Below are 22,201 nucleotides of genomic sequence, written 5' to 3'. Positions count from 1 at the left end.
TTTTCAAGGCGGAGCCTTTTAGGGAAGAGCGCAGCTAATCCCGTTAGTTTTTAAGGCAGAGCTTTATGGGATATGGTAGTTAAAACCATGTTGGTTTAAAGACTTTTGCAGGAATTGATGCGTCTTTTTGGTGTAAAATAAATTACAATATACAAATAGAGGTTTACCGGATAGCCAAATTATTTTCCAGGTTTTCAATTTCCCGCGCTAAGTTGCTTAGAGATTTTCTTCCCTCGCCCAAAAGGCACAATATTTGCTCTTTTGAATCCAGAAATTCTTCTTTTAGGTTGTTGAATAATTGCTGATAATAGGCTATTCCATCATTTAAGTTGGCGGCAAATGTATGTAAGTACTTCTTTTGTTTATCGGTTATTTCAAATTGGCATTCTGAAATACGTGCCTGAAGATAATCCAAATAAATATGAAGTTCTTTAATGAACATATGTGGTCGATCATTCCTTGATATCACATTGGTCTTTCCATAAATATGGTCTATCATTTCATTGAGTTCCATGGTCCTGGCAAAGTAAGCCATATTTGGACCAGGGCATACCGAAACACCTTCACCTTCAGTCTTTGTGTCGAGTCCATATGTGAGAAGGGCAGAAGTTCCAAGGCCCACACAGGTACAGGATTTTTCAGTTATTTGGTTGTATTGGTGCTCAAAGTCTTCAGCTGTAAGACCTTGCCTGTCTAACTCCTTTATTTTCAGATGCTGGTATTGCCTTGATGCAGTGCAAATTCCGGTATCTAAAAAATCTTTATTCATGGCAACGAACTTTTTCGGGCAGGAACTCCCTGGTCTCCCCTTTTCAATTAATTTAACTTTTTCCAAATCTTTTGTATTTCCCTTTAAACTGTGAAAGGGAATACCCAGGGGAGAAATATTACTCAGATATAAATCGTCTTCTTTGGCTTTTGCCAATTTTTCAATGGTCGACCTGTCAACAGTTGTTGCCCCGGGCACTAGAAGAAAAGGTGTTCCCCACCCAACGGAATCCACTTTATAATGATTTAAAAGAAAGTTGTGTTCCTCTGCAGTGCCTACACCACCTTGGGCTGTTATTTTTAATGGCAGGATTGAATTCGGAACAACTCTATTTTTTTGATCCAGAGCTTTTACCAAAATCTCATAAACCGATTGCATCAGGTTTTCTTTTTCTTCTTTAAATTGATTTAGGATTGGGCCCATAAGAAAGCCATCGGTTGCAAATGCATGTCCGCCACAATTTAACCCGGATTCAATTCTGTACTCTGATACCCATAATCCTTTTTTGGCCAGGAATTTACCCTGAATCAGAGCGGAACGGTAATCACTTACTTTTAGTACGATTTTCTTTTTTATGGTTCCATTTTCATCAGGATAAAAATCTTCGAACTGCTCTAAATAGGTATATAATCTGGGATTCATTCCTGCCGAAAGCACCAGAGAAGAATTAAGAAAACTGTTTGCATAGCCCCTCAATGCGGCATGGGCATCATTATATTCCGTAGGTAATTTTTCTTTTTTGCGATAATTTTCTTTATCAACTTTGGTCATTATGTTCACATCAATACTGCCCATAGTCAGATTATCCTGCGCCCAGGTTTTGATTTCCTCCAAATTAAATGAATCCCTGGTCAATTTTCTGAATTCCTTTTTTAAACCTGAAGTATCGGGTAGCAATGAAAAATAATTCTTGAGTTCAGCAGCCGAGTCAATAGTGACATTTTTAAGTTCCTCGAATTTTCTTAGACTCTCTTCATAAATTAGATCAAGATAGGCAGTTATTCTTTTTGCCCTAAAATCGTCTGTATTTTCTGTAATTTCTGAATAGGGAATTTCAAATTTAGCACAATACATCTTCCTTAGTTTTTCGATAAGGATATCATCAACTAAAGAAATAACGGAATCTATTCCAAACCGGGAAACTTTTAAGGGGGTGTCAATGGTGAAGCCTATTCCCATGACGGGAATATGAAACGAATGGACATTTGTCATTGTAAGATTTAATTTATGACAAACGTGAATCAAAATTGAACATAATTTGCCATTACAAAAATCTGAACTAAAACAGTCCTAAAATATGATATTTGTCAGTTATGATTTAAAAGGCTGGATTGATTTTACAAAGAACCTTCAATCAGGTTATAATAAACGAATCCATCCGGTGATCTTTGTCTGTTGCTTGGTTTTAAAATATCCAGACCGGGTCTGACAGGAATTGTATAATCAATAGGACGGATTACTTTTGTAGCTACCCCATTTGCTTCAAAAATGCGCTGAGCTACACCAATCAGCCCTTCAGTATGCGAGAGGACCGGTGTTCCGTTTAGCGTATAGTCTGAGAAATAAATTTTTAGATCTTATGTAGGGTTGGAATAGTGTTGTTCGGTAATTTTTGTGAGTTGATTCGACATGTTGGCTTGTTTAGGATTTAGATTCTTCTTCTTTATATTTTACTTTACAAGTCGGGCATTCTGTACCATGTACTGCACTTTTTAGTTTTATTCCGTCTAAATGGGTTACCACAAAGTCTTGTATAAAAGCATACTTGCTTTCTCTGTTATTAACGTCTATCTGGGCATCTTTAAATTTTTCACGGATAATGTTGCCATATTCCTGATCTCCCCAGCAATTAGGACAAACCCCTGTGGGAATTTCATCAAATACATCTGCCTTTTTCTTTTTAAAAAGATTGCTAAAAATATTTTTCATTGGTCTGCTACTTTAGGAATGGATATATACTTTTACGACCATTTTAGAGTCTAATATTTCTAAGTTTACTTCTGAAATGCAGGATTATAATTATGCCAATTCGCCATTCGCCTCCTGGTCTTTTAATTGTTTTACCAGATCCAGCGCATCCGGTACCACATCACTACAGAGCACTATCAGCGATCCTTTTTCGGCATTGGACACCGCATGGATAATAGCTTCTTTTTCTGAAGGAATTATGGTAGTCTTTTTGTTGGGATCCTGCTTTTTAATCCCGGCATCCAGCATATTGATTAGATCAGCCTCAGATTTACCTCTTAAATTTTTGTCCTGCCTTATTATAATCTCGTCAAACATTTCCGCAGCTATGCTGCCCATCTCATTATTGTCCTCCTCCCTTCGGTCCCCAATGCCCGCTATTATACCAACTTTAACAGTGGCATCAAGATTATCCGTAAACTTTTGAAGGGCTCGCATGCCTGCAGGATTATGTGCATAGTCCAATAAAATATCAAAATTGTTAAACTTAAATAAATTAAGTCGTCCCGGAGTGCTTGAAGCAGATGGAATAAATGTTTCTAAGGCCGCTTTAGTATCTTCAATACTAATGCCCTGAACGTTGGCGGCTATTACAGCGGGCAGAATATTTTGTATCATGAAACGGGCTTTCCCGCCATAAGTCAATGGAATACTTTCTGCCTTCATCAACCGCATTTTCCACTCACCCCGGCATAGGGTTACATAACCATTTTCATAAATGGCAGTAATTCCGCCTATTCTTTGCAAGGCCTTAATCCTTGGATTATTTTCGTCCATTGAGAATAACGCAAGATTGCAATTGATGTTTCTGCGCATTTCATAAACCAAATCATCGTCTGCATTTAAAATGGCATAACCGTCCGGCAAAACCGTTTCCGGAATGACCGCCTTGACCCTTGCAAGTTGTTCTAATGTATGGATTCCCTTTAAGCCTAAATGATCTGCTGAAACATTGGTAACAATGGCAACATCACATTTTTTAAAACCTAATCCGGCCCTTAAAAGCCCACCACGGGCACATTCAAGTACGGCAAAATTCACAGTGGGGTCTTTCAGGACAAATTCAGCACTGGCCGGGCCTGTGCAGTCTCCTTTCATCAACATCCTGTTTTGAATATAAACACCATCGCTTGTGGTATAACCTACCCTCTGCCCATTCATTTTGGCAATATGGGCAATAAGCCTGCTGGTTGTAGTCTTGCCGTTTGTTCCGGTAATGGCTACAATGGGGATTCTTCCGGTATCGCCTTTTTGTGGAAATAATTTGTCAACCACAGGGGCAGCAACGTTTCTGGGCAAGCCGGTTGTAGGCGCAAGGTGCATCCTGAAACCAGGCCCTGCGTTTACTTCTAAAACGGCTCCGCCTGTATCGGAAAGTGGCTGACTAATATCGCTTGTCATCACATCAATTCCACATATATCCAGATCTATGATCTTGGAAATCCTTTCTGCCATGGACACATTGGCAGGATGAACAATATCCGTAACATCTTCTGCGGTACCTCCCGTACTCAGATTAGCCGTATCCTTTAAAATTAGCCGCTCTCCTTCTTTTAAGACCGAGTCTACCGTATATCCTGCACCAGCAATAATCGTTTTTGTCAGATCATTTATTGTTATTGCCGTAAGCACTTTCTCATGGCCATATCCCCTTCGGGGATCTTTATTCACTTCCTCAACCAATTGAGCTATGGAAGATTTACCATCGCCTACGACATGAGCCGGAGTACGCTTAGCTGCAGCAACAAAGTTGTGGTTAATCACTAACAGGCGGTAATCCTCGCCTGTAATATACTTTTCAACTATTACCCTTCTTGATACTTCTTTCGCTATATTAAAAGCCTCGAGGGCATCCTCATAATTATTAATGTCTACCGTAATTCCTCTGCCGTGGTTACCATCAATAGGTTTAATTACCAGTGGATAGCCTACATAACGGCAGGCATCTTCCAATCCGCTTTCCCTGCTGATAATATCACCCCGCGGGACCTCAACCTCCGCCTGTTCCAAAAGGTATTTAGTGTCTTCTTTGTCACACGCTAATTCAACACCAATACTGCTCGTTTCACTGGTTACTGTAGCCTGAATCCTTTTCTGATTTGCTCCATACCCCAGCTGTACCAGGGAATACTTATTTAGTCGTATCCATGGAATTCCCCTGCTTTGGGCTTCTGAAACAATAGATCCTGTACTTGGACCTAGCCTTTCGGATTCCCTAAGTTCACGCATGCGTTGAATGTCATCTTCCAGATCATAGGGCTCAGCGGCAATTAGCGCTTCACAAATCCGAACGGCGGCTTTAGCTGCGTATCTGCCTACAGATTCTTCTATATATGAAAAAACAACGTTGTATACCCCTTTCTCCCCATAACCTCTCGTTCTCCCGAATCCGGTATCCATATCGGCCAGAGTTTGAATTTCCAGGGCAATATGCTCAATTACATGACCCATCCATGTTCCTTCATCTACCCGCATAAAAAAACCTCCTTCGCATCCTTCTGAACATCTGTGGGAGTACATACTTGGAAACATTTTGCGTATACGTTCTGCAAAACCATCTATTTTATTGGTAGGTAATTCTTCCATTTCCTCCAAATCCAGAACCATAACAATCAATTTATGACGGCGAATTGACCAAAAATTTGGTCCCCTCATCGCATTTATTTCTCTTATTTTCATGACCTTTTGTTTTATGGTTCTTAATCCAGGAATTAATTTTTAGCAATTAGCTCTTAAATACTATTCTGGCTCTTAAAATGAGTTTGATAAGTTCTCTGTAATTTCATAAATATATGACATTTTTTATAACAATAGCTGTATTTTTGCACCCTACTAAAGTTATAATTATGGCTGTAATGGGCACTTTAATTCCGATAGGAGGAAATGAAGATAAAGGGATAGAGACCGGCGAGCAGTTCCATCTTGAATTTATCCAGGAAAGTATACTATCCAGAGTAGTAAGTGAAAGTGGGGGTAAGGAAGCACAAATTGTTGTTATTCCAACGGCCTCAAGTATTCCTAAGGAAGTAAGTAATAGTTATATAAGGGCATTTAATAAATTGGGATGCAACAAAGTGCATGTCATGGACATTCGCAACAGAAAGGAGTCTGAAAGACCCGAGAATCTTCAATTGATAGGAAATGCCCGATGCGTGATGTTCTCCGGGGGTAACCAATCAAAAATCACAGGTAAAATAGGCAGGACTAAATTACATGAATTGCTCTTAGAGAGGTATAAAAAAGATGCATTAGTGATTGCTGGTACCAGTGCAGGCGCAATGTGCATGTCCAGCGAAATGATTGCAGGTGGCAGCAGTACAGAATCGTTTATAAAAGGAGCTGTAAAAATGGATACAGGAATGGGGTTTATTTCCAATTTAATCATAGACTCTCACTTTATTCGTCGTGGCCGTTTTGGAAGACTTGCAGAAGCAGTGGCCAAGTATCCGGATATGATGGGCATAGGTCTTGCCGAAGATACAGGATTAGTTATTAAAAACAGCAGCACTTTTGAGGTAATAGGTTCCGGGATGGTTATCATGTTTGATCCGAGAAAACTTAAACACAATAATGAAAAGATTCTTGAGAAAGGCACACCAATGTCCCTGATAAATCTTAAAACGCACGTTTTGGCAAACGGGGATCGATTTAATTTAAAAAAAGGCAAGGTGAAAGTACTGCCACTAGACGCTCCTTTTCTAACCTCCTAATTTGTGTAGATACTTATCTGCTCAGCGCCGTCAGATGCCTTACATGCCCTATACATGCCTTCTGTATTAAACGGCATTGCAATATTTCCAAGTGCGTCAACGGCTATTAGACCACCATCACCTCCAATGCGCAATAAACGATTTTGGATGACCTCTTTGGCTGCATCATTTAGCGATAGCTCCTTATATTCCATAAGACATGATAAGTCATAGGCAACTACCCCTCTGATAAAATACTCACCACTGCCGGTACAGGAAACAGCACATGTTTTATTATTGGCGTAATTGCCGGCTCCGATCATCGGACTATCGCCAACTCTTCCAAATTGCTTGTTGGTCATACCTCCTGTAGAAGTTGCAGCTGCCAGGTTTCCGGAATTATCACAGGCCACAGCGCCAACTGTCCCAAATTTTGAATCCTTTTTTACAGAATGGTCTAATTTAAAGCTCCCGGTACCACGGATTTCCTGCCATTGCTGAAAGCGAAACTCATCATAGAAATAGTCTTCATCTTCAAGATGGTATTTCAGTTTTTCTGCAAATTGCATGGCACCTTTAGCGGCCAGGAATACGTGTTCACTTTTTTCCATAACATCCCTTGCCAGACTTATGGGGTTTTTAATGCCACTAACTAAAGAAACAGCTCCGGCATTAAGTGTTTTTCCATCCATAATGGATGCATCCATTTCGTGTTTCCCTTCAGAGGTGAATACACTTCCCTTGCCTGCATTGAACAGATGTGAATCTTCAAGTTCTTTTACAGCTGCCTCAACTGCATCCACTGCAGATAACCCGGATTCTAAAAGCTTATACCCTTTATGCAGGGCACTTTCTAAAACCTCTTTATAGGAACGTTCTTTTTCTGGGGTCATCATACCCTTTATAAGGGTTCCGGCACCTCCATGAATGGCCAAAGCAATTTTTTTCATGCCTTTACTAACTTTTAACTTTTCTTTTCAGTCCCTTTTTTCTTTAAAATATCCTTGATAATTATCTTGGCATGTATGCGTGAATTTTCAATAAACCACTTATGAGTTTCCATGCCGCCACAAATAACTCCGGCCAGGTAAACTCCATTTATATTGGTTTCCATGGTTTCCGGATTATAATTTGGTAATCTTTTCTCATCCTCGGATAATTCGATTCCCACGCGTTCCAAAAATTCAAAATTAGGGGTATATCCTGTTAAAGCTAAGACAAAATCATTTTCTAAAACTAATGTTCCATCAGGGGTGTCCAGCACAATTTCTTTTTCATGTATCTCTTTAACGGCGGTATTAAAATAAGCTTTAATGCTACCCTCCTCAATCCTGTTCACAATATCAGGCCGAACCCAATATTTAACTCTCTTGCCTACTTCGGGGCCTCGTATAATAAGTGAAACTTCAGCACCTTTTCGCCAGCATTCAAGAGCTGCGTCAATAGCAGAATTACTTGCTCCTACAACGGCTAATTTTTGACTAGCATAGAAATGAGGATCCTTATAATAATGAGAAACTTTAGGGAGTTCTTCTCCGGGAACCTCAAGGAGGTTTGGAAGGTCATAAAATCCTGTAGCAATAATGACATTACTGGCTAAATACCTGTTTTTACTTGTTACGACTTTGAAATCTTCTGTTTTTTTTTCGATTGCCTCAACTTTTTCAAAAAGGTGAAGCTTTAATCTATTCGATGTGACAATCCTTCTGTAATATTCCAAAGCTTCATTGCGCTTCGGTTTGGCCTCATTACTTATAAAAGGAATATTATCTATTTCCAGTCGCTCTGAAGAGGAAAAAAACTGCATGTTTACCGGATAATTGAAAAGAGAATTAACTATGGGGCCTTTCTCTATGATCAGGTAATTCAAACCGTTTTTCTGAGCTTCCAACCCGCATGCAATTCCAATAGGTCCTCCACCAACAATTAAAAGATCAAAGCGTTCCATATATTTTAATTTCAGAGGTAAAATTAAGTCGGATTTCAGGTAGGCGCAAAGCTATGTAATTTATTCTTAAACTAATAGAAGAACTCCTATAAAGCTTATATGACTTGCCGCAAACAAGCAACTCTCTAAAGAATAAAAGAAATTATTTTATGCATAATGGGAAATAATTTTTAACAACAACTAACATGACTTTTATCATTCTTTTTGTTTTTGATAAGACTGATCTTTATTAAATAATATTAAAATTGAAAGTCATGAATGTGCAAATTGAACTCCCCATTTCAAATATAATGACCACGAAACTTATAACTCTCGATGTAAATGACGGCTTGGATAAAGCAGAACATTTATTTAAAAAATATAAAATACGACATATCCCTGTGATTGAAAAGGATAAGATTATTGGTATGATAAGCATGAATGACTTACTCCGTATTAGTTTTGCTGATGGAGCATACAGAGAGGAGGAAAACATATCCTCTTCAATTTACGATATGTTCACCTTAAGACAATTAATGATAGGAAACCTGGAAACCGTTACTCCTGATACAACAATAAAAGAGGTGGCAGAATTACTGGTGCAAAGAGAATTTCATTCTTTACCGGTTGTGGAAAATGGCACCCTAAAAGGTATGGTAACTACTACGGATCTGATTAAATACCTTCTAAAACATTGCTAAACATTTGCAATATTTGCAATTTGTGAAATTGTGGCCAATGGATCCTGAGAGTTGAAAACAAAGCTTCCCGCAACCAAAACATCTGCACCAGTCTCTACCAGAGCTTTAGCATTTTCTGCATTTACACCACCATCAATTTCTATTAACGTTTTGGATTTCTTCTCATGAATTAAGGCTTTTAAATCTCTGACTTTTGAAAAAGTATTCTCAATAAACTTTTGACCCCCATAGCCCGGATTGACACTCATTACGCAAACCAGGTCTATGCTTGCTATACTATCTGCCAGAAGATTTATACTAGTGTGTGGATTTAAAGCTACTCCTGCCATCATGCCTTCCTCTTTGATTGCCTGTATAGTTCTGTTTAGATGCGGACAGGCTTCGTAATGAACAGTGAGGATATTTGCGCCCAAAGAGGCGAAAGTTTTAATATACCTATCCGGTTCAATAATCATAAGATGAACATCGAGCGGTTTGGTTGCATGTTCGGCTATGTTCTTTATTACAGGCATGCCATAGGAGATATTTGGAACAAAAACTCCGTCCATTACATCAATATGGTGCCACTCTGCCTGGCTTGAATTGACCATTTCAACATCTCTTTGAAGATTTCCGAAATCGGCCGCGAGCAGCGAGGGTGCTATTCGTATTTTGTTCATTAGTTGATGGCTGAAAATATTTTGCTACAAAAATAAGTATTCATGACGGTTTTATGCCGGGCCATTAAATATAACTTCAAAATTATTCCAGATTCTCATTATTATATAGTTCATGCGATTCATCAGCACCGCTTAACAAATAGACAAAAAGATCTTTAATTTCCTCTTCGTTTAACCTGTTGAGTAAACCGGAAGGCATTGGTGAAATTGGAGACAATTCTTTTTTTACTACAGAGGATTGGGCCAATTGAACAGTGTACGATGTGTTTAGCGGATTGGGCATAATCTTAATTGAATCTGAGGTTTCTGAAAGAATTCTACCTGCTATTTTTTTGCCATCATCCATATGAAAAAGGGTAAAGGCATATTGATCGGAAATTTCATCATTTGGGCTATAAATGGCATATAACAAATCATACCTGCCAAATTTTGTACTTATCTGTGTTAAGTCTGGCCCGGTGGCGCCTCCTTCTCCTTTCATGCGGTGACATAAAACGCATAATGCTGCCTGATACGCCCGCTCACCATCGGCCAAAGTACCATTATAATTATTCATCTTATCACCCCAGAGAAACTGGTTGATAGTGCTGCCGGAATAATTTGCTCCAGGACCAATAGGCTGGGGGAGGTTTTCTACGACAGTGCTTGGTGAATATACACCGGAAAGTTCTTCAAAGTATTCTTTTTCTTCTTCAGGGACATTTGACATGGCTTGAAGCCTTACATTTTCCATATAGGCCTTAAAGCTCATTCCGCCTTTTGCACTTAAGACATCATAGAACCACAGGAAGTATTTCTCCCTAAGTGCTTTGTTCCAGCCTTCAGTGGCATGGCTTAACAGCATTCCATAATAGATTGCTTCGCTGGGTGGCATTTTAGCGATCACTTCCCTGATTAACGGTCCGTATTGTTCACTTCTCAAGGTAGTTTCTTCCGACAGCATCTGACTGGAGATATTGGTTTTTTCAGCCGTGTGTTTTTCCAGTAAATCAATAAGAATTTTAACCGTTTCCTCAGCATTCAAATAGAGCATAATTTGTGCCAGTTCTCTATTTATGACATTATTTGAATTAGGAAAATACGGTTTTAGTTTATGGATTACATCCAGACGTGATTGACTTTCGGGTTGCCCCATACGGATAAACACAAGAGCATAATTTCTCAAAAGGTCTACTTGTTGTTGTGCATCCAGTCCTTCCCAGTTGATTTGATTTAATTTATTCAGAATCTTTCCTTTATCTTTCTTAGCTCCCTGTCTTGCCATAGCAATTCCGGCTTCAATGGTTTTTATGGCTGATTCTTCCGAATAGAACATTTCATGCCATTTCTCTGGAGTAATTTTTTCCAAAGTATTTCGAGCTGCATATCTTATAAATCTGTCTTCATGATCAAGATAGTTCCATGCATTGGATAGGGCTTCTTTGGGATCAAGGGCGGAATAATCTTCTAATTGGTGCCTGATCTTCCTTAATTCTTTTCCACTTTCATCGGGCATAAGAGAAGATTCAATAGCATCTCCCTCATAACTCAATCTATATAAGTGAGAATCCAGACCCCTGCCGCCAGTGGCGAAATACAGCTTGCCATCTGAACCTGCTATTATATCAGTTAATGGCAAAGGGGTACCCGATAGAAACTCCTCTCTAGTTGCAGTATAACTGCTTCCTTTTGGCATAAGATTGGCATAATAAATAGTTCCAAAGCTCCAATCCATTATAAAAAGCCCGCTTTTATACCTTGATGGGAAACTTAGCTTAGCTCCGGACAAGATGGCTGTAGGAGAACCTTGTTCCAGATTATGGACCGCGGGGAGGTTATCCGGATAGTAATCCGGCCATTTGCCGGATCCTGTCCGCCATCCATATTCACTGCCCGGAGTAACATGACATATTCTTGTTGGCCTGTACCAGGGCATGCCAATATCCCATTCCATATCAGCATCATAGGTAAATAACTCACCATCCTGATTAAATGCCAGATCGAATGGATTTCTATAGCCGGCGGAAATGAGTTCCCAGTTTTCACCCTTAGCATCAAATTCCGCAACCCAACCGCCAGGTGCTTTTATGTCATTGGCATGTCCCCGGGCGTCCAGATAAGGCGTAAACAGATTATCTTCACCCCAGTTTATGGGTAAGCGACTATTTTGTTTAAGGATTTCCGGGATAAGTACATGATTTCCGGCAATAAAATAGATAGATTCACCATCCGGACTTAAAACAAAGCTGTGTGGCCCGTGCTCACCGGCTCCTTCTAATTTCAATAGCATTTTTACTTTGTCAAGGTTGCCATCGCCATTTGAATCTGTAATTCTATAAATGCCACTCCCTTTTTGACTTTCATCGGAAATATCGTCCTCCCAATTTTTATTGACTGCGACATAAAGACTATTGAATGCCCATAAGAGGCCGTGGGCTTCGCCAATATCAAGATTCAGGCTATCTACCTTTGTTTTTTGAACGGCATCACCTTTTTCCGGCATTTTAAAATAATAAATCTTACCGCGTTGATCACATGCATAGATTGTTTTGTCCGGGCCTTCGGCCAGGGCTACCCATGAACCTTGTTTGTTGGCACTTATATGGTATAATTCTTCAAGTACAAAATTTTCGGGTAAATTAAATTGTACTTCAGAAGTGTCCTTTTCCTCTCCCGTGAATTTAGTCTGATTACAGGAAATAATTAGACAACCAAATACTATAAAAAGAAATTTCATGGATACGGAAAGAAAGTCACTCATAATCTGGAATTAATATTACTTTGTCTTCTATAAATATACAGAAATGTATTGGTACAAAATGTTGTTAATAGAAACAATAGGAATAAGACTGGCAGTATAATCCTGATTTAAGTAAACTCATGCCCGATTCAGGGGAATATTTTAGTAATGAATATAGATAAATAGTCTGATTCTCAAGGCGGAATTTGGCAGAATTATGCTAAAATGAAAAACTCCGGTAATCAGCCGGAGTTTATTCATCAATCAAAAAACGAACAGTCATGATAAACTGTTGTTACTTTCACAAATTACAATTTTTATGCCAAAATTCCAATACTAGGAAAATTTAACCTGTAATTAATATCCCGTAATTATCCGAGATATGTTTTCAGAATTTTACTTCTGGAAGTATGTTTTAATCTTCTTATTGCTTTTTCTTTAATCTGGCGTACTCTTTCCCTGGTTAGGTCGAAAGTCTCACCAATTTCCTCAAGGGTCATAGAGTGTTGCCCGGCCAAACCAAAATATAATCTGATAACATCCGCTTCTCTTGGTGTAAGAGTTTCTAATGCTCTTTCAATTTCTGTACGCAAGGATTCATGTAATAATTCTTTATCCGGATTAGGAGATTCACCACTTCGAAGAACATCATAAAGATTTGAATCTTCGCCGTCAATTAAAGGTGCATCCATAGATACGTGACGCCCCGAATTTTTAAGAGATTGTTTCACATCTTCAACCGTCATATCCAATTCCTTGGCAATTTCCTCCGCTGATGGGATTCGTTCATGAGCTTGCTCAAGAAATGCAAAGGTCTTGTTTATCTTATTTATTGAACCAATTTTATTTAGTGGTAATCTGACAATACGAGATTGTTCTGCCAGTGCCTGCAAAATTGACTGTCTAATCCACCATACCGCATAGGATATGAATTTAAAGCCCCTTGTCTCATCGAAACGTTGTGCAGCCTTAATAAGTCCAAGGTTTCCTTCATTAATTAAATCCGGTAGTGTAAGTCCCTGGTTTTGATATTGTTTTGCTACAGAAACAACAAAACGAAGATTGGCTTTTGTGAGCTTTTCCAATGCCAATTGGTCACCTGCTTTTATTCGCTGTGCTAATTCAACTTCCTCATCTGCGGTGATTAGATCTACCTTACCTATTTCCTGTAAGTATTTATCTAAGGACGCAGTCTCCCTGTTCGTAACCTGTTTTGTAATTTTTAGCTGTCTCATTAACGTTTTCCTTTATATGTTAAGTTCAAAGTGCATGGGCTGCATATACTTATACGTAAAAAAGCGGCAAATGTTACAAGAAGGGTATGAAAATTTGACTTTTTGATTAAATCGCATTAAAAAACCCCTGTTTTAAAGGGGCTTTCTAATAATAGTAAGGTTAGAAAAAATTAGTCTCTTCTGGGTTTACGATCCCTGTTCCTGTCATTTCTTCCACGATCACGATCCCTGTTTTCTCTGGGAGGTCTTTCCTTAAAACCTTCAGGTTTAGGCAATAACGCTTTGCGTGATACTTTTTCCTTTCTGGTTCGGGAATCTATTCCAAAATATTTAACGTCAAATACATCACCCATGTTTACTACATCGGTCACTTTCTCTGTTCGCTCCCAGGCGAGTTCAGAAACATGGAGAAGGACTTCATTTCCTGGCGCGTCAATATATTCTACAACAGCTCCGAAATCCAGAATCTTAATTACTTTTACTTCATAAACGCTACCCACTTCCGGTTTAAACGTAATGGAGTCTATTTTAGCAAGCACTGCATCTATTCCTTCCTGATTTGTCCCCAGGATTTCTACCAGTCCTTCTTCAGTAACCGGATCTTCATTAATTACAATAGTAGTTCCTGTAGTTTTTTGAAGCTCCTGAATTACCTTTCCGCCAGGACCGATTAATGCCCCTATAAATTCTCCGGGAATTGTTGCCGTTACCATTTTTGGCGCATGCGCTTTAACCTCCTCATTTGGCTCCCCAATAGTATCGGTCAATTTTTCAAGAATATGGAGCCTTCCAGCCCTTGCCTGCATTAATGCCTTAACCAGAATTTCGTAGGATAAGCCTTTAACTTTGATGTCCATCTGACAGGCAGTGATGCCATCTGCGGTACCTGTAACTTTAAAGTCCATATCTCCAAGGTGATCTTCATCACCCAAAATATCAGATAATACTGCATATTTGCCTGTTTCGGTATCTGTAATCAAACCCATTGCAATTCCTGAAACAGGTTTTTTAAGTTGCACCCCGGCATCCATAAGTGCCATGGTACCCGAACACACAGTTGCCATGGATGAAGAACCATTACTCTCTAATACTTCGGAAACAACCCGAACAGTATATGGGCAATCTTCAGGAATCATTCCTTTTAATGCTCTTTGGGCTAAATTTCCATGCCCAATTTCCCTGCGCGAAGTTCCCCTAATAGGTCTTGCTTCTCCTGTGGAGAAAGGCGGGAAGTTGTAATGTAAATAAAATGTTTCTTCACCTTCAAACGAGGGCATGTCAATTTGATTGGCCTCTCTAGAAGTGCCTAGTGTAACTGTTGCCAATGCCTGCGTTTCCCCTCTTGTAAAAATTGCAGAACCATGGGTTGATGGCAAATAATTTACCTCGCACCAGATAGGCCTTATTTCATCTGTCTTCCTGCCGTCTAGCCTTAAACCTTCATTTAAGGTAAGATCTCTGACAGCAGCTTTTTCGGCTTTATAATAATACTTACTGATTAAATCTCCTATCTCTTCGAGTTCTTCATCGGAATGAGAAGCTTTAATCTCTTCTTTTATTTCTGCAAATGATGCACTGCGTTCGTGTTTCGAAGAACCGGCCTTGGCTACTTCATAAACTTTGTCATAGGCCAGGTCATGAATCTTTTTCATAAGTGCTTCGTCCTCAGCTTCCGTCTCGTATTCGCGCACTTCCTTTTGCCCAAAGGCCTTGGCTAATCTAATCTGTGCAGCACACTGTACTTTTACAGCTTCGTGTGCAAATTTGATCGCTTCAACCATTTCTTCTTCAGAAATTTCACCCATTTCACCTTCTACCATCATAACCGAGTCTTCAGAAGCCCCGATTACCATATCAATATCAGATTCAAGTAATTGTGTCCTGGTTGGATTAATGACAAATTCGCCATTTACTCTGCCAACGCGAACTTCAGAAATTGCACATTCAAACGGGAAATCCGAAAGTTGGATTGCAGCAGATGCAGCCAGGCCTGCCATGGCATCCGGCATAACATTTTCATCATGAGACATTAACTGAATCATCACCTGAGTTTCAGAATGGTAGTCCTTTGGGAACAATGGTCTCAATACGCGATCTACCAGTCGCATTGTCAATACTTCTCCGTCACTTGGTCTGGCTTCTCTTTTGAAAAAACCTCCCGGATAACGTCCGGAAGCTGCAAATTTTTCCCTGTAATCTACTGTCAGAGGAAGAAAATCTACATCACTTTGTTTGTAATTGGAAACTACTGTACATAATAACATACAGTTCCCGGATTGCACAACAACAGAACCATGGGCCTGTTTTGCAAGTTTTCCGGTTTCGATAGAAATCTCTCTACCGTCACCGAGGTCAATGACCTCTCTAAATGTTTTTGGAATCATAAATTTTAATTAGAACCTGACTGTTTATCAGGCTGTTAAACAATGGTCAACCGTCTTACATAGACGGTCCGAGTTGTGTTGTTGTGTTGTCGACCAATGAAAAACTATGTGTAAGCTTTTTGTGTTTGCCCTAAATTTCAGGGCTTTTGTTAAGAAAAAGGGGAAGCAATGCCTCCCCGGATATTATTTTCTAATGTTCAATTCTTTTATTAGTATACGGTACTTTTCAATGTCCTTTTTCTTCAAATAATCCAGCAAACTTCTTCTTTTACCAACGAGTCTTACCAGGGATCTCTCCGTATTGTAATCCTTTTGGTTGTTTTTTAAGTGTCCTGTTAAATGATTAATCCGATGCGTAAACAACGCAATCTGACCTTCCGTGGAGCCGGTATTACCTTCTGAACCTCCGTGTTTTTTAAAGATTTCCGCTTTAACTTCTTTTGTTAAATACATTCCAATATTGTTTTAAATGATTTTTATGTATCTGATTGATTTTCAATCGAGCGCAAAGATAGTAATAAATTTAAATAAAGCAGATGTCATGCACTTTTTTTGATCACCGATTAAACCTTTATGAATAACCCGGGTCCAAGGATTGTAATATTAAAAAATTATAGTATGAAAAATTGTTTAAAAAAGTTGAATTTATCGGGATTATTGCTTTTATCAATTGTATTAAATATTTCCTGTGACAAAGAAGAAACTTCGGGAATAAGTGAAAGCGTAGAAACAGAAAATTTTGAAATAACGCAACTTCAGGCAAGCGATGAATCTGAATTAATTTCTGAGGAAATCATTCACATCGGCGAGGATGTGTACGCCACAGACGAAATCCAGGCTACGTCCAGGGGTTCTTACATTTCAGATTATTTACCGGATTGTGTTACAATTACTACTGTGGTGACTAGTACCAGTAAAGAAAAAACTATTGATTTTGGTGAGGGATGCGAATTACCCAATGGGAATTTATTAAGCGGGAAAATTATTCTTAATTATCTTAAAGACATGGAGGTGGCTATGAAAACGCTAAGCTTTTCCCTTGAGGACTTCATGTTTAACGGGGTTTCTGTTGAGGGTAGTGCTACTGTGCAACGCATGCGTTATAATGATAATGGTAATCCTCAATCAGAAGCTGTTGCTGATTTTTCAGGACAATGGCCCGATGGCAGTGCTGCAAGTTTTACAGGGAATAGAACCAGAGAATGGATTGAAGGTTTTGGAAGCGGATTCTGGGGAGATAACGTTTTTCTTATCTCCGGTAATGGTACTTACAATGGTAAATCTGGCAATGTTTTGGTTAAGGAAACCATAAACCCGCTAAGAAGAGAACTATCTTGCAGATTTATCGTAAGTGGACTGCTTGAAATTTCAAAAAATGATACAACCGTGAGTCTTGATTTTGGAGATGGAAGTTGTGATTCTAAAGGAATTCTTACGTATCCTGATGGAGAATCTAAGGAAATATTTTTAAGAAGGTTTAAAAATTAAAAACCTTCAAACAATTTATTAGAACCCTGAATTCTCATTTTCAGGGTTTTTATTTTCTAATTGGCAGATTTTGAATAAGATCTATGTAAAGATTAATATTTTTTTTAAGATCCCGCCTGTGAGAAATAAAATCTAAAAAGCCATTTTCCATAACGAATTCCGAAGTTTGAAATCCTTTTGGAAGATCTTTGCCTGTTGCCTCTTTAACAACCCTTGGCCCGGCAAAACCAATCAACGCGCCAGGTTCAGAAATATTGATGTCTCCCAGCATCGCATATGAAGCTGTTGTACCACCTGTTGTAGGATCAGTGCACAAAGAAATATATGGAATTTTGGCTTCAGCCAGTTGCGCTAACTTTGCAGATGTTTTGGCCAGCTGCATTAATGACAAAGCTGCTTCCATCATTCTGGCTCCACCAGATTTGGATATCATAACGAAGGGGATTCCCTTTTTAATGGAATAATCAATTCCACGGGCAATTTTTTCACCTACTACGCTACCCATTGATCCCCCAATAAAACTAAAATCCATACAGCACACAACCACATCCTTTCCCAGAGATTTACCGACTGCTGTTCTTACTGCGTCTTTTAAGCCAGTCTTTTTTTGTGCGGCCTTTAATCTGTCAGAATATTTCTTGGTATCCTCAAATTTTAAGGGATCTTTGGAAGTTAGCTTCGCATCCAATTCCTGAAATTTGTTATTGTCAAAGAGAATTTCAAAATATTCTTTGCTTCCGATTCTTACATGATAATCATCTTCCGGGCTAACATAAAAATTTTTGGCTAACTCTTCAGACTCAACAATTTTTCCTGTGGGAGATTTATACCATAAGCCTTTGGGTGTATCTTTTTTCTGCTCAGTTGCAGTTTGTATACCTTTTTCTGTTCTTTTGAACCAAGCCGTCATTGGAATAATATTTAATTCTAAAAGTTACCTCTACAAGGTATTGATATTGTTTAGATCTTCAAAAGCTTTTTTTAACCTCTCAACAAAGGTCTTTTCTCCTTCCCGAAGCCAAACTCTGGGATCGTAATATTTTTTGTTAGGTTGATCAGCCCCATCGGGATTCCCGATCTGTGATTGCAGATAAGCTGATTTGCCCTGTATGTAATCCCGAACACCTTCCGTAAAAGCATATTGCAAATCTGTATCAATATTCATCTTTATAACACCGTAACCAATAGCTTCACGGATTTCCTCAACAGTTGAACCTGAGCCGCCATGGAACACAAAATCTATATGATTATGTTCAACACCGTATTTCTTTGTTACGTATTCCTGGGAATTCTTTAGAATTTTTGGGGTTAACTTAACATTTCCCGGCTTGTATACACCATGGACATTTCCAAATGCAGCCGCTATAGTGAACCTCGGGCTTATTTTGGATAATTCCTCATATGCATAAGCCACTTCTTCAGGCTGGGTATATAGTTTTGAATCATCTACGTCCGTGTTATCCACGCCATCTTCCTCACCTCCCGTAATTCCTAATTCAATTTCCAGAGTCATATCCATTTTGCTCATCCTTGCAAGATAATCTTTGCAAATAGCAATGTTTTCCTCAATGGGTTCTTCTGAAAGATCTATCATATGAGAACTAAAAAGTGATTTTCCTGTTTCCGCAAAATGCTTTTCACTAGCATCCAGAAGACCATCTATCCATGGCAGCAACTTTTTAGCACAATGATCTGTATGCAGAATAACTGTAGCGCCATAGGCCTCAGCTAACTGGTGTATATGTTTTGCTCCGGCAACGGCTCCCTGTATTGCGGCAAGCTGACCCTCATTAGACAAACCTTTTCCCGCATTGAACTGTGCTCCGCCATTAGAAAATTGAATTATAACCGGAGAATTTAAAACAGCCGCTGTTTCCAGGACTCCATTAATGGTATCCGATCCTATGACATTAACCGCGGGCAGGGCAAATCCCTTTTCCTTTGCATAATTAAATATGTGTTGAACTTCGTCACCTGTAGCAACTCCTGGTTTTATTGAATGCGACATAATTTTATAGTCTGTTAGTTTTTATGAGTTGTGGCAAATGTAGTAAAATAATTAAAGGACTAAAAAGGATAGTTTATCCCAATCTGGAATACTGCGTTACTAAAATTATATTCACTAAACCATCTTTCACCGACCAACAAAGCAGGGTTATAGGTTTTAAAGCCCATATCGAGTCGGAATACGAAATAGGTAAAGTCATATCTGAGCCCCATACCGGTACCAAGAGCTATTTCTGAAAAGGATTCAAACCCTTCAAACACGGCTGCAGGATCCTGAACATTATCCCAGACATTCCAAATATTACCTGCATCTGCAAAAACAGCACCCTTAAAATTTCCAAAGATCGGAAACCGATACTCCAGGTTAAGTGCTATTTTCATGTTGGCTTCATTAAAATCATTAATATTATCTGTTGAACCCGGTCCGAGGGAATAAGGAAACCACGCTCTGTTATCATTCGAACCTCCGCCAAAATAACTGCGAACAAAGGGCACACTATTGGAGTTTCCGTATGGGATGGCTATCCCAAAAAAGCTTCTGAATGCAAGCACGTTCGACCCGGATAGATCCCAATGCTTAATATAATCGAATTCAGTTTTAATATATTGCGAAAAAGGCACCCCAAAAACAGTTCGATCTCCATTATCATTTTTGTCAAATTCTATGACGTTAGAAATAGCCGATAACAAACCTCCTGCACTTTCTATTTTAAATCGGAAAGAATAAAAACTATTATCATTTATACCGGACCTGTTGTTTTTACTGAATGTATAGTTACTTGCAAAAATCAGGTTGTTTTCTGTTAATCTGATTCTCCTTTCTTCTATACTGGCTACATCTTCAAAATCTTCCGGAGTAGAAGGCACTTCGACGTTTAATATGGCATCCGTAAAACCGGTGGTTCCTTCAGGAATTATTAGTTGCGGTCCGTCCGGACCTTCGGGCATAACGTAAAAGTCCTGTAAATCTGGGTCATCGGCATAATCCACGGCAATATCATTTAACCTATTATAGGTGCTTTGATATACATTATAAAAACGATCAGGGTTAAGATTATTTACAAATTGAATGTTTAATAATTCTACATTGTTTTTATTTAAAGTGTTCGTGGCCCAGTTGTAACCTAATATCGTATTAAAGGTTTGTTTATCCAGGCCAATATTTTTTTGAAAACTTGTACCCACCGAAATTCTGGATTGTGGAAGTTTATAGGATGGAATTATTTTTTTCCAGTTAAAAAAGGGGAACCAGATTCTGGGGAATGTTATAGCCACATCTGCACCGATTTCCGAAAAGAAATTCTCTGTGGAAGTTTCATCACTTAACAAGCCAAAAGTACCTCCCAGGGACAAGCTAAGTGTTTCTGCACCACGAAAAATATTACGCGAGATAAGGGCTGTACTAAAACCAATGCCCAGTGATCTAATATTGGAGTGCGTAATGTCAAAATCAATGGCCCATGAAAATTTAGGCCTGGTCGCTAAAAAAATGTCTGTTGTAAGTTTTGATTGGGTACTATCCTCTGTAAAAAGTATGTTGGGATATTTAAAGGTATTTAAATTGGTAATTCGTCTGTAAGTACGAATTTTATCAATGTCTCTGTACAGACTGTCTTTTTTCAGGAAAATGGCATCGGTCAATGCCTTGGGTTTATAGTGGAGTTTATCTTTATAATAAATCGTATAATTCTCGTATTCCACAGATTTTAAAGCAGATATATCTTCATTGAAGCTATAATCGGGATAAATATTTATCTTGTCGAAACGATAGACTTTGTATTCCGCAGTAGTTATGCTGGTATCACCTCGCTTTCTAAGGTTGCCAATATTTAGTTTGACATTCATTTTTTGATCGTCGTTAATCCTGGCGGTATCCCTTAGTATATCATAGGCTATAGAACTCTCCTGGAAATTATATACCCCGGTATTTCTAAAGAGTTCTGAAAGCCTCTTCCTTTCATTATTAAAATCAACAAGATCAAACTGTTTGCTGTTTTTAATAAAGGATTTGTCCTCATTTAGTGAATAGATAGAATCAATGGCCTTAGAGCTTATATTTCTGGTAATGGAATCAACAATAAATGGTTTTCCCAGTGCAATCGCATAATTTATTTCAGCCCGTTTCTTTTTTTTCGTACTATCTATTTCGAAGGAAGTGGTATTATTAAAATATCCCTTGCTTCCGTAATAGATGCTCAAACGTTCCAATGATTTCTTAGTTTGTGTAGTGTCAATAATGGAAGGAGGCTCGCCGATCTTTTTAAGCCAATCGCTATACCCTTTTACCAAAAAGGATTCGCCTAACCTGTTAACCTGCTTTTGTGATAATGTATTTACAAGTCTTTTTTCCCTTTTTTCTTTTCTATGAAGCCAGGCCTGGAAGGAAGAATCCGGATCTTTTTTAGCCAAATTATAAAGGTTAAGCCTTAAGGGATACCCTAATAAGTAACTGTTAGGCTCTTGTAAAACAAGACTTCGAATATCTTCGCTCTTGACTTTTTCGGTATTTACGTAGATATTGTTTTTTGTAAGCAAAAGCTCGTCATCCTCTACCCTTCGTAGAGTATTACAGGAAGTGAATGCAAAAATAAGCAAGAATAAACCTATTTTTGCAATATTCTTCTCGTAACTCCGAAGGGTCTTCATAGAAGCCAA

Annotated in this window: 16 protein-coding genes; 3 read left to right on the top strand and 13 right to left on the bottom strand. The window is 38.7% G+C overall.

Annotation, left to right across the window (positions count from 1 at the left end; all coding sequences use genetic code 11):
- Positions 1 to 163: 163 nt before the first annotated feature.
- The 3 genes from G504_RS0115115 to cphA form a co-directional block, all read right to left on the bottom strand.
- On the bottom strand, positions 164 to 1,981 hold the full coding sequence (locus G504_RS0115115) for a hypothetical protein (protein WP_019671037.1): 1,818 nt from the start codon (positions 1,979 to 1,981) through the stop codon (positions 164 to 166).
- 429 nt (positions 1,982 to 2,410) lie between these two features.
- A complete protein-coding gene (locus G504_RS0115110) occupies positions 2,411 to 2,698 on the bottom strand; it encodes a hypothetical protein (protein WP_019671036.1) in 288 nt (95 codons plus the stop codon).
- Between the two features lie 90 nt (positions 2,699 to 2,788).
- A complete protein-coding gene (gene cphA, locus G504_RS0115105) occupies positions 2,789 to 5,416 on the bottom strand; it encodes a cyanophycin synthetase (protein WP_026348617.1) in 2,628 nt (875 codons plus the stop codon).
- A gap of 167 nt (positions 5,417 to 5,583) precedes the next feature.
- On the opposite strand from cphA, the gene G504_RS0115100 reads away from it, so the two are divergent.
- Positions 5,584 to 6,447 (top strand): cyanophycinase, encoded by an 864-nt coding sequence (locus G504_RS0115100; protein ID WP_019671034.1) that lies wholly within the window; start codon positions 5,584 to 5,586, stop codon positions 6,445 to 6,447.
- Here G504_RS0115100 and G504_RS0115095 read toward each other — a convergent pair.
- Together G504_RS0115095 and G504_RS0115090 are read right to left on the bottom strand one after the other, a co-directional pair.
- On the bottom strand, positions 6,444 to 7,376 hold the full coding sequence (locus G504_RS0115095) for an isoaspartyl peptidase/L-asparaginase family protein (RefSeq protein WP_019671033.1): 933 nt from the start codon (positions 7,374 to 7,376) through the stop codon (positions 6,444 to 6,446). The genes G504_RS0115100 and G504_RS0115095 overlap by 4 nt on opposite strands.
- A gap of 14 nt (positions 7,377 to 7,390) precedes the next feature.
- Positions 7,391 to 8,374 carry a YpdA family putative bacillithiol disulfide reductase gene (locus G504_RS0115090; protein WP_019671032.1) on the bottom strand — a complete coding sequence of 328 codons (984 nt, stop codon included), beginning with the start codon at positions 8,372 to 8,374 and terminating at the stop codon, positions 7,391 to 7,393.
- Positions 8,375 to 8,628: 254 nt separating this feature from the next.
- On the opposite strand from G504_RS0115090, the gene G504_RS0115085 reads away from it, so the two are divergent.
- The gene (locus G504_RS0115085; RefSeq protein ID WP_019671031.1) at positions 8,629 to 9,054 is read left to right on the top strand and encodes a CBS domain-containing protein; all 426 of its coding nucleotides are present in this window, start codon (positions 8,629 to 8,631) and stop codon (positions 9,052 to 9,054) included.
- On the opposite strand, the gene rpe is transcribed toward G504_RS0115085, so the two are convergent.
- The 5 genes from rpe to rpsO form a co-directional block, all read right to left on the bottom strand.
- Complete coding sequence (rpe, locus tag G504_RS0115080; protein WP_019671030.1) at positions 9,051 to 9,713, bottom strand: ribulose-phosphate 3-epimerase; 663 nt, start codon at positions 9,711 to 9,713, stop codon at positions 9,051 to 9,053. The genes G504_RS0115085 and rpe overlap by 4 nt on opposite strands.
- Positions 9,714 to 9,795: 82 nt before the next feature.
- Positions 9,796 to 12,453 (bottom strand): c-type cytochrome, encoded by a 2,658-nt coding sequence (locus G504_RS0115075; protein WP_019671029.1) that lies wholly within the window; start codon positions 12,451 to 12,453, stop codon positions 9,796 to 9,798.
- A 350-nt stretch (positions 12,454 to 12,803) separates the two neighbouring features.
- Entirely contained in the window at positions 12,804 to 13,667 is an 864-nt protein-coding gene (locus tag G504_RS0115070; protein WP_019671028.1) for a sigma-70 family RNA polymerase sigma factor, read from the bottom strand.
- A gap of 170 nt (positions 13,668 to 13,837) precedes the next feature.
- Positions 13,838 to 16,051 (bottom strand): polyribonucleotide nucleotidyltransferase, encoded by a 2,214-nt coding sequence (locus G504_RS0115065; protein WP_019671027.1) that lies wholly within the window; start codon positions 16,049 to 16,051, stop codon positions 13,838 to 13,840.
- A 183-nt stretch (positions 16,052 to 16,234) separates the two neighbouring features.
- Positions 16,235 to 16,504 (bottom strand): 30S ribosomal protein S15, encoded by a 270-nt coding sequence (rpsO, locus tag G504_RS0115060; protein WP_019671026.1) that lies wholly within the window; start codon positions 16,502 to 16,504, stop codon positions 16,235 to 16,237.
- Between the two features lie 165 nt (positions 16,505 to 16,669).
- On the opposite strand from rpsO, the gene G504_RS0115055 reads away from it, so the two are divergent.
- The gene (locus G504_RS0115055; RefSeq protein ID WP_157473430.1) at positions 16,670 to 17,539 is read left to right on the top strand and encodes a hypothetical protein; all 870 of its coding nucleotides are present in this window, start codon (positions 16,670 to 16,672) and stop codon (positions 17,537 to 17,539) included.
- A gap of 49 nt (positions 17,540 to 17,588) precedes the next feature.
- Here G504_RS0115055 and accD read toward each other — a convergent pair whose 3' ends face one another.
- Genes accD through tamL form a run of 3 tightly spaced genes read right to left on the bottom strand, consistent with a single transcriptional unit; the run spans position 17,589 to position 22,192 of the window.
- Positions 17,589 to 18,449: an acetyl-CoA carboxylase, carboxyltransferase subunit beta gene (accD, locus tag G504_RS0115050; RefSeq protein ID WP_019671024.1), complete on the bottom strand. Its 861-nt coding sequence runs from the start codon at positions 18,447 to 18,449 to the stop codon at positions 17,589 to 17,591.
- 30 nt (positions 18,450 to 18,479) lie between these two features.
- Positions 18,480 to 19,547 carry a class II fructose-bisphosphate aldolase gene (gene fbaA, locus G504_RS0115045; RefSeq protein WP_019671023.1) on the bottom strand — a complete coding sequence of 356 codons (1,068 nt, stop codon included), beginning with the start codon at positions 19,545 to 19,547 and terminating at the stop codon, positions 18,480 to 18,482.
- A 59-nt stretch (positions 19,548 to 19,606) separates the two neighbouring features.
- Positions 19,607 to 22,192, bottom strand: a complete 2,586-nt coding sequence (gene tamL / locus G504_RS0115040) for a translocation and assembly module lipoprotein TamL (protein ID WP_026348614.1) — start codon at positions 22,190 to 22,192, stop codon at positions 19,607 to 19,609.
- Between the last annotated feature and the right edge of the window lie 9 nt (positions 22,193 to 22,201).

The sequence above is a fragment of the Eudoraea adriatica DSM 19308 genome, from assembly GCF_000382125.1.
GTDB lineage: Bacteria > Bacteroidota > Bacteroidia > Flavobacteriales > Flavobacteriaceae > Eudoraea > Eudoraea adriatica.
This window is presented reverse-complemented; position numbering and strand designations above follow the sequence as displayed.